We start from the raw sequence: 7742 nt of genomic DNA, 5'->3' as shown, positions 1-7742 counted from the left end.
GCGGGAGGCGAATTCTACAGCGTTACACGCTGCTGTCAACACCTCTTTTTCTCCGCTTTCGACCGAGAGGATCGAATCGTTAATAGAGCCAGACAACACTGCCCTACCAACTCCTCCTGGACTTCGATGAACTGAAGCAAGTCGCTGTCGAATTCCGCGTAACTCTTTGTTTACCAAGGAGTTTTCCGTTTCGACTGCGCCGGAAGTGGGGCGAATTATAGACTTCCAGAATCTGCCGTCAACCCTTAATTTGGTTTTTCTATCAAAGAGTCTGAAACACTCAAAGTCCGTCCTGTATAACGCATCAAAAAGGATAATTGAGCAATATATTGCTCATCACCAAACAGTTGAGCATCATAGCGCTCTTGCTTCTTTTATATGACTTCGGACGAATTCCCCAATGACCACCTCCCCTCGCAGCCTGGCCTCGACACTGTTCCCTGTCGGCCTGCTGTTGATTGCCATGGCCTCTATCCAGTCCGGCGCCTCGCTGGCCAAGAGCATGTTCCCTGTCGTTGGCGCACAAGGCACAACGGCACTGCGCCTGATTTTCGCCAGCGTGATCATGCTGCTTTTGTTGCGCCCGTGGCGCGCCAAGCTGACCTCCAAGTCCTTACGCACCGTCATCGTCTACGGGATGGCGTTGGGTGGCATGAACTTTCTCTTCTATATGTCATTGCGCAGCGTGCCCCTGGGGATTGCGGTCGCCCTGGAATTCACCGGCCCCCTCGCGGTGGCCATTTACGCCTCTCGGCGCGCAGTCGACTTCCTGTGGATTGCCCTCGCCATCATCGGCCTTCTCTTGTTGATCCCGATGGGCGAGGCCAGCAGCGGCATCGACTTGCTGGGGGCAGCCTACGCGCTGGGAGCAGGCGTCTGCTGGGCACTCTACATTCTGTATGGTCAGAAAGCAGGGAATGACAACGGCGTCCAGACCGCCGCCCTTGGGGTGATGATCGCCGCATTGTTTGTTGCACCTATCGGCATCGTCCACGCAGGCAGCGCATTGCTGACTCCCGCACTGATCCCGATCGCCATCGGCGTCGCCATTCTGTCCACCGCCCTGCCCTACACCTTGGAAATGGTTGCACTGACGCGCCTCCCTGCCCGCACCTTCGGCACTCTTATGAGCATTGAGCCGGCTTTTGGCGCACTCTCCGGCCTGTTATTCCTGCACGAGCACTTGTCCTTCGCCCAGTGGCTGGCAATCACTTGCATCATTTTGGCCTCCGTAGGCGCCACGGTAACGATGCGCAGCGAACCAAAGCCACTGGTTGCCTCGGATTGAAGTCTGTTTGAATGTAGCTCTGGTATTTACCGCACATTTAGGCCATGTTTAAGCCGTAAACGAATGTCATTCATGGAGAATTTCGACAAGGACAGCGCGAACGCTACACCCGAAAGCGAGTAGAGCCGGCCTCTGGCGTTGCAAGGCGGCTATTAAGGATAGGAATGAAGCGAATTTTAATACTGTTAATGGTCATGGCCGTTGCTGGTTGTGCCGCGACCACCAAGACAGAAGTGAAACGTGGCAAAAAAGGGTTGCATATCAACTGTTCCGGCCTGTCCTCTTCCTGGGAGCAGTGCTACACCAGTGCGACCAACTCCTGTGGCGCCAAGGGCTACCGAGTAATCGCAAAGTCCGGTGACAATTCTGAGGAACCTGGGGACTACCCATTCGGCCTCAACCCTGCTGGCTACACCAGCCGCAGTATGATCGTCATCTGTAAGTAATCGAATGAGCAGTCATCTCTGACTGCTCCTATCAAACCCGGATACAAATCCGGCCCTTCGCGACACGGCGTCTAAACTCCTGCTCGACCATCGAGCCAACGGAGTTCCCATGACACACAACAAAAAAATCGTATTGGTAGTGGGCGCCGGTGATGCAACCGGCGGCGCCATTGCCAGACGCTTCGCCCGCGAAGGCTATGTGGCCTGCGTCAGCCGCCGCAGCGCCGATAAGTTGCAGCCGCTGGTGGACAGTATTAACGCAGTGGGCGGCGAAGCCCACGGGTTTACCTGTGATGCGCGTAAAGAAGAAGACGTCATCGCGCTGATCGAACAGATCGAAACTGAGCTGGGTCCGATTGAAGCCTTTGTGTTCAATATCGGCGCCAATGTGCCGTGCAGCATCCTGGAAGAAACCGCGCGCAAGTATTTCAAGATCTGGGAGATGGCCTGCTTCTCCGGCTTTCTGAACGCACGCGAAGTGGCCAAGCGCATGGTCACGCGCAATCGAGGCACCATCCTGTTTACCGGCGCCACCGCCGGATTGCGCGGCGGCGCAGGTTTTGCCGCCTTCGCCGGGGCCAAGCACGGGATTCGGGCCCTCGCGCAAAGCATGGCGCGGGAACTGGGTCCCAGGAACATCCATGTCGCCCATGTCGTGATCGATGGCGCCATTGACACCGACTTCATTCGCGACAATTTCCCGAAGAAATACGCACTCAAAGACCAGGACGGCATCCTCAGCCCCGAGCATATCGCCGATAACTATTGGCACCTCCACAGCCAGCCACGCGATGCCTGGACCTTTGAACTGGACCTGCGCCCCTGGAATGAACCCTGGTAAGCACGCCCCCCATAACAATAAGCAGCGAGCATCGACCATGCGTAAAACCCTGGAATTCTTCTTTGACCTGGGCAGCCCCGCCACCTACCTGGCCTACACCCAGCTACCGGCATTGTGCACGGCAACCGATACACAGCTTGTGTATAAACCCATGTTATTGGGCGGCGTGTTCAAGGCCACCGGTAACGCCTCTCCAATCACCGTTCCTGCAAAGGGTCGCTACATGCTCGATGACCTGGCGCGTTACGCCCGGCGCTACAACGTACCGCTCCGGTTCAACCCGCACTTCCCCATCAATACGCTGGTGTTGATGCGAGCGGTCACCGGCATCCAATTGCACCAGCCTGACCGTTTCCTGGACTTCGTTGATTGCCTGTTCCATGCCCTTTGGGTCGAAGGCCGTCACCTGGGAGACCCCGCCGTCGTGGCTGCCGTACTCACTGAATACGGGTTTGCCGCCAATGAAATCCTGAATTTGGCCAATGACGAAACCGTTAAGGCTGCCCTGAAGGACAACACCGAACAGGCCGTTCAACGCGGCGTGTTCGGTGCCCCCAGTATGTTTGTAGGCAACCAGCTGTTCTTCGGTCAGGACCGTCTGGAATTTGTGCGCGAAGCGTTGAGTTAGAGCTTGATGGCCAAAACGCCCTGGCACGTTACTGCCTAGCAGGTAATCAGATAGCCGCAGTGCGTACCTGCAACCACTCCAGCGCGGCACCGCTGAGCAATGGGCTCAAACGCGTGCGCACCTCAGTGTGGTAAGCGTTGAACCACTCACGCTCGTCTGCCGTGAGCAACGATGGCACCAGGCAGCGCGTGTCGATCGGGCACAAGGTCAGGGTTTCGAACTTGAGAAACTCACCGAACTCGGTCTTGCCCGCTTCGCGGTTCAACACCAGGTTCTCGATACGCACGCCCCAACGGCCCGGACGGTAAGTACCCGGTTCAATAGAGGTGATCATCCCCGCTTGCATCGCCGTTTGCGGCGCCGTAGCCGCCTGGTAGGCAATCACTTGTGGGCCCTCATGCACGTTGAGGAAATAGCCTACACCGTGGCCAGTACCGTGGCCGTAGTCCACGCCGTCCGCCCAGATCGGCGCGCGGGCAATTGCATCCAGCAGCGGCGACAGGATCCCTTTCGGAAAGTGGGCACGGGACAAGGCAATCACGCCCTTGAGCACCCGGGTGCAGTCCCGCTTCTGCTCGTCACTCGGCGTGCCGATCGGCACCATCCGCGTGATGTCCGTGGTGCCGCCCAGATACTGGCCACCCGAATCGATCAGCAGCAGGCCATCGCCTTCGATCAGCGCGTGCTCTTCTTCAGTGGCGTGGTAATGCGGCATCGCGCCGTTGGCGTTGTAGGCCGCAATGGTGTTGAAACTCAACGACACATAACCAGGGCGGCGGCTGCGTGCAGCGGTCAGGTGTTCGTCGATGGTCAACTCGGTGATGCGTTCACGGCCCAGCGCACTGTCCAGCCAGGCGAAAAACTCGCACAGCGCTGCGCCATCCTGCTCCATGGCTTGGCGGATATGTTCTGCGTCGGCCAGGCTCTTGCGGGACTTGGCCAATGTGGTCGGGTTGAGGCCTTCGACCAGCTTGACGCCAGCATCGAGATTCTCCAGCAAACCCGCGGTAACGCGCGCCGGGTCGACCTGCAGACTGGCGCCCGCCGGCACCGCGCGCAATGCATCCGCCACTTCGCTGTAGTCGCGCAGCGTCACGCCATCCTGCTCCAGCACAGCCCGCAACTCGGCGTCGACTTTGCTCAGTGCCACAAACAGCGTGGCCTGGTGTTGATTGATCAACGCAAAGGAAACAAACACCGGGTTGAACGAAACGTCACCACCACGCAGGTTGAACAGCCAGGCAATGTCATCCAGGGTCGCGATGAAATGCCAGTCGGCGCCCTTCTCTTTCAAGGCAGCACGCAGCGAAGCGAGTTTTTCAATACGGCTGACAGTAGCCTGCGGTGGCAGGTGTTGATAGATCGGCTGGTTCGGCAATGCCGGACGGTCATGCCAGACTTCATCAAGCAGGTCGATATCGGTACGCAAGCGCGCGCCGCGCTCCGCCAGCTTACCGCCCAAGGTACGCGCCGAAGCCACGGCCATGACCGCACCATCCACCGCCACCACACCACCTTCCGGCGTTTGCTCGGCCAGCCACTCCAGCGGCCCGGGTTGGCCCGGCTGCAGCTTCACCAATTCGATGCCGCTGCCCTTGAGTTCCTTGGTCGCCTGTTCCCAGTAACGGCTATCGGCCCACACACCGGCGAAATCCGCAGTGACAATCAGCGTTCCCACCGAGCCATGAAACCCCGACAGCCATTGCCGCCCCTGCCAGTAGCCCGGCAAGTACTCGGACAAGTGCGGGTCGGCCGACGGCACCAGCAGGGCATGAATACCCTCACGGCTCATCAGTTCACGGGTATGCGCCAGGCGCTGGGGAACCGTTCCATGGGTCAAGGGCTGCGTACTCATTGTGTCTCCTGCTAACCACGAATAATTGTTATGTGTCGCGATAAATGAATCAGACCGCCCAGAACGCCGGTGCGCTGGCGAGGGCCGCCTTGATCAGTTGCACCGCCTGGTCGATATCCTGTTCGGTGGTAAACCGGCCGAGGCTCAAGCGAATGGTGCGGCTGGCGCTGCGTGCATCATGGCCCAGGGCGAGCAGCACATGGGACGGTGCATTGCTGGCCGAATTGCAGGCCGAGGTCGCAGAAAACGCGATCCCCGCGCTCAACGCCGCGGCGTTGAATTCGCCTTCACTGAACGTGAGGCTCAGGGTATGGGGAATACGCTGTGTAGCGCTGCCATTGAGGCGCACACCGGCCACCGACTCCAACTGGTCGAGCAGGCGCTGGCGCAGAGCCACAATCACCGCCTTTTCTTCAGAGAAAGACGCCGCCGCCAAGGCGAACGCGGTGCCCATGCCAGCAATCTGATGGGTCGCCAGGGTGCCGGAACGCAAGCCGCCCTCGTGGCCGCCACCGTGAATCTGCGCCAGGACCTTCTGCTGCGCCCGCGGACCGACGTACAAAGCGCCGATACCTTTGGGGCCATAGAGTTTGTGCGCGGAAAACGACATCAGATCCACCGGCCACTGCGCCAGATCGATCGCCACCTTACCCGCCCCTTGCGCCGCATCCACATGCAACAACGCGCCGTGTTCACGCACGCGGGCACCGATGGCAGGGATATCGTTGAGGGTGCCGAGCTCGTTGTTCACCAGCATCAACGACACCAGGAAGGTGTCCTCGCGCAAGGCTTCGCTGACGGCATCGGCGCTGATCAAGCCATCGGCGTCCGGCACCAGGTAGGTCACGGCCACGCCGGCTTCCTGCAATTGTCGCGCGGTATCCAGGGTGGCCTTGTGTTCGATCTGGCTGGTAATGATATGCCCACCCGCCACGCCCCGCGCCTGGGCCACGCCTTTGATCGCAAGGTTGTTGGATTCAGTGGCGCCGGAGGTCCAGACGATTTGGTCCGGGTTGGCACCGACCAGCCCGGCCACCTGACGACGCGCCTGTTCGACCGTCTGCCGGGCCGCCTGGCCGAACGCATGGGAACTGGACGCGGGGTTACCGAAATTGGCGTTGAAGCCCAGACACTCGACCATCACCTGGATGACCCGCTCGTCCACCGGGGTGGTGGCGGCATAGTCGAAATACAACGGACGTTTATTCATGACGTTAGAAACTCGCAGAGCAGGTTCCCGAGAGCAGCGTCTCAGGGGCACGGACCGGGACAGAGGTCGTCAGGTTTAACCGATCACACGCCATTAAAGAAGGACCACTTTATGTAAATGTGCGTAGGAACGCTCCTGAAATTCAGCTTAACAGGCTGAAGTCGCTCCATGGCAAACAAAAAGCCCGAGGATCCTTGTGGATTACCTCGGGCTTTTTGCCGCTGGGCGCGGGTTCAACTGGGACGACCATGCAGGGTCACGCTGCGTTCGGCGTTCATTTCGCCCTTGCTATCAAAGCCGAAGGGTTTCTGTGGCTGGCCGGTCAGCGCGGCGCGCTGCTGTTGATATTCGTCAAACGACAAACCACGACGGCTCAATGCTTCGAGGGCCAACTGCTTGGTTTCTTCTGCGGTGTAAGGACGCAATTCAGGCGAAGGATGAGTCGCACATCCGGCAAGGACTGAGCTGACAATCAATAAGGAAACAGCGAGGAATCGGTTCATGGTGGTGGCCCTGCAAAGGAGGTTTAGAGTCAATGAACACAGGCTACTCCCGCCCCTTAATGGTGAAAAATCACCTGCCTTGATAGTTGCTATCAACCGCGAAGGCACCTCCGATAGCAGCGCCTTTATATTTCTTTATGATCTATAAATATGGAAATACGTTCATTTACGGAATAAATACAACCCTCTATAACGGGACTACACCGCCCTGGCACTGTTGCCCACGCAACTGTTGCCCTGGCAACAGCCAATCAACAAATCACCAGGCAGCCAACACCGGCATTTTTCAGCAGTGAGCCTGCAACCCGCGTCGATCAAGGCTTGCACCCGTTGGTACAGCTCTTGCTCAAGCGGTTGCACTCCACCTGCTATGAACCACTGTTGAAAAAGGAACTGTTCATGACCCGTCCCCTGAATGTTGTTGCCCTCTCCGGCGGAACCTGGCGCCCGTCCCGTACCCTGGTGTTGACCCAGGCGGTGCTGGCTGAGCTGGCTACCTTGCTGCCGATCCAGGCCACCCTGATCGAGCTGGGCGATATCGCCCGGCCGCTGGGCGGTGCGCTGTCCCGTGATGAACTGCCCGCAGAAGTCGAAGCGCAACTGTTGGCCATCGAACAGGCCGACTTGCTGATCGTCGCCGCGCCGGTCTATCGCGGTTCCTACCCGGGCCTGCTCAAGCACCTGTTCGACCTGGTCGGCCTCAATGCGCTGATCAACACCCCCGTGCTCCTGGCGGCAACCGGCGGCAGCGAACGCCACGCGCTGGTCCTCGACCACCAACTGCGTCCGCTGTTCAGCTTCTTCCAGGCACTGACCCTGCCGATCGGTGTGTACGCCACCGAGGCCGACTTCACCGACTACCAAATAACCAGCGAATTACTGAAAGCCCGTATTCAACTGGCGGCAGAACGCGCAGCGCCTTTGTTCGCCGCGCACTCCCCCTCGCTGCTGAAAATCGCTTAAGGATTGGT

At 58.9% G+C, this 7742-nt stretch carries 8 protein-coding genes; 5 read left to right on the top strand and 3 right to left on the bottom strand.

What is annotated here, in order from left to right; all coding sequences use genetic code 11:
- Positions 1-400 precede the first annotated feature (400 nt).
- The 4 genes from rhtA to BFN10_RS27025 all read left to right on the top strand — a co-directional run bounded on the left by rhtA (position 401) and on the right by BFN10_RS27025 (position 3203).
- Positions 401-1288, top strand: a complete 888-nt coding sequence (gene rhtA, locus BFN10_RS27040) for a threonine/homoserine exporter RhtA (RefSeq protein ID WP_071492290.1) — start codon at positions 401-403, stop codon at positions 1286-1288.
- Positions 1289-1452: 164 nt separating this feature from the next.
- Positions 1453-1734, top strand: a complete 282-nt coding sequence (locus BFN10_RS27035; protein WP_058426920.1) for a hypothetical protein — start codon at positions 1453-1455, stop codon at positions 1732-1734.
- A 109-nt stretch (positions 1735-1843) separates the two neighbouring features.
- Positions 1844-2575 carry an SDR family oxidoreductase gene (locus BFN10_RS27030; RefSeq protein ID WP_071492289.1) on the top strand — a complete coding sequence of 244 codons (732 nt, stop codon included), beginning with the start codon at positions 1844-1846 and terminating at the stop codon, positions 2573-2575.
- A 37-nt stretch (positions 2576-2612) separates the two neighbouring features.
- Entirely contained in the window at positions 2613-3203 is a 591-nt protein-coding gene (locus BFN10_RS27025) for a 2-hydroxychromene-2-carboxylate isomerase (protein ID WP_071492288.1), read from the top strand.
- A 46-nt stretch (positions 3204-3249) separates the two neighbouring features.
- Here the strand turns inward: BFN10_RS27025 and BFN10_RS27020 are convergent, their stop codons facing one another.
- The 3 genes from BFN10_RS27020 to BFN10_RS27010 form a co-directional block, all read right to left on the bottom strand.
- A complete protein-coding gene (locus BFN10_RS27020; RefSeq protein ID WP_071492287.1) occupies positions 3250-5058 on the bottom strand; it encodes an aminopeptidase P family protein in 1809 nt (602 codons plus the stop codon).
- 49 nt (positions 5059-5107) lie between these two features.
- Positions 5108-6268 carry a cysteine desulfurase family protein gene (locus tag BFN10_RS27015; RefSeq protein WP_071492286.1) on the bottom strand — a complete coding sequence of 387 codons (1161 nt, stop codon included), beginning with the start codon at positions 6266-6268 and terminating at the stop codon, positions 5108-5110.
- Positions 6269-6501: 233 nt separating this feature from the next.
- Entirely contained in the window at positions 6502-6771 is a 270-nt protein-coding gene (locus tag BFN10_RS27010; protein ID WP_071492285.1) for a hypothetical protein, read from the bottom strand.
- Between the two features lie 399 nt (positions 6772-7170).
- On the opposite strand from BFN10_RS27010, the gene msuE reads away from it, so the two are divergent.
- The gene (gene msuE / locus BFN10_RS27005; RefSeq protein ID WP_058426944.1) at positions 7171-7734 is read left to right on the top strand and encodes an FMN reductase; all 564 of its coding nucleotides are present in this window, start codon (positions 7171-7173) and stop codon (positions 7732-7734) included.
- Positions 7735-7742: the final 8 nt, after the last annotated feature.

The organism is Pseudomonas extremorientalis (assembly GCF_001870465.1).
In the GTDB taxonomy this organism is placed as follows: Bacteria; Pseudomonadota; Gammaproteobacteria; order Pseudomonadales; family Pseudomonadaceae; genus Aquipseudomonas; species Aquipseudomonas extremorientalis.
Note: the sequence above shows the minus strand (reverse complement) of the source record. Positions and strands in the feature narration are given on the sequence as shown.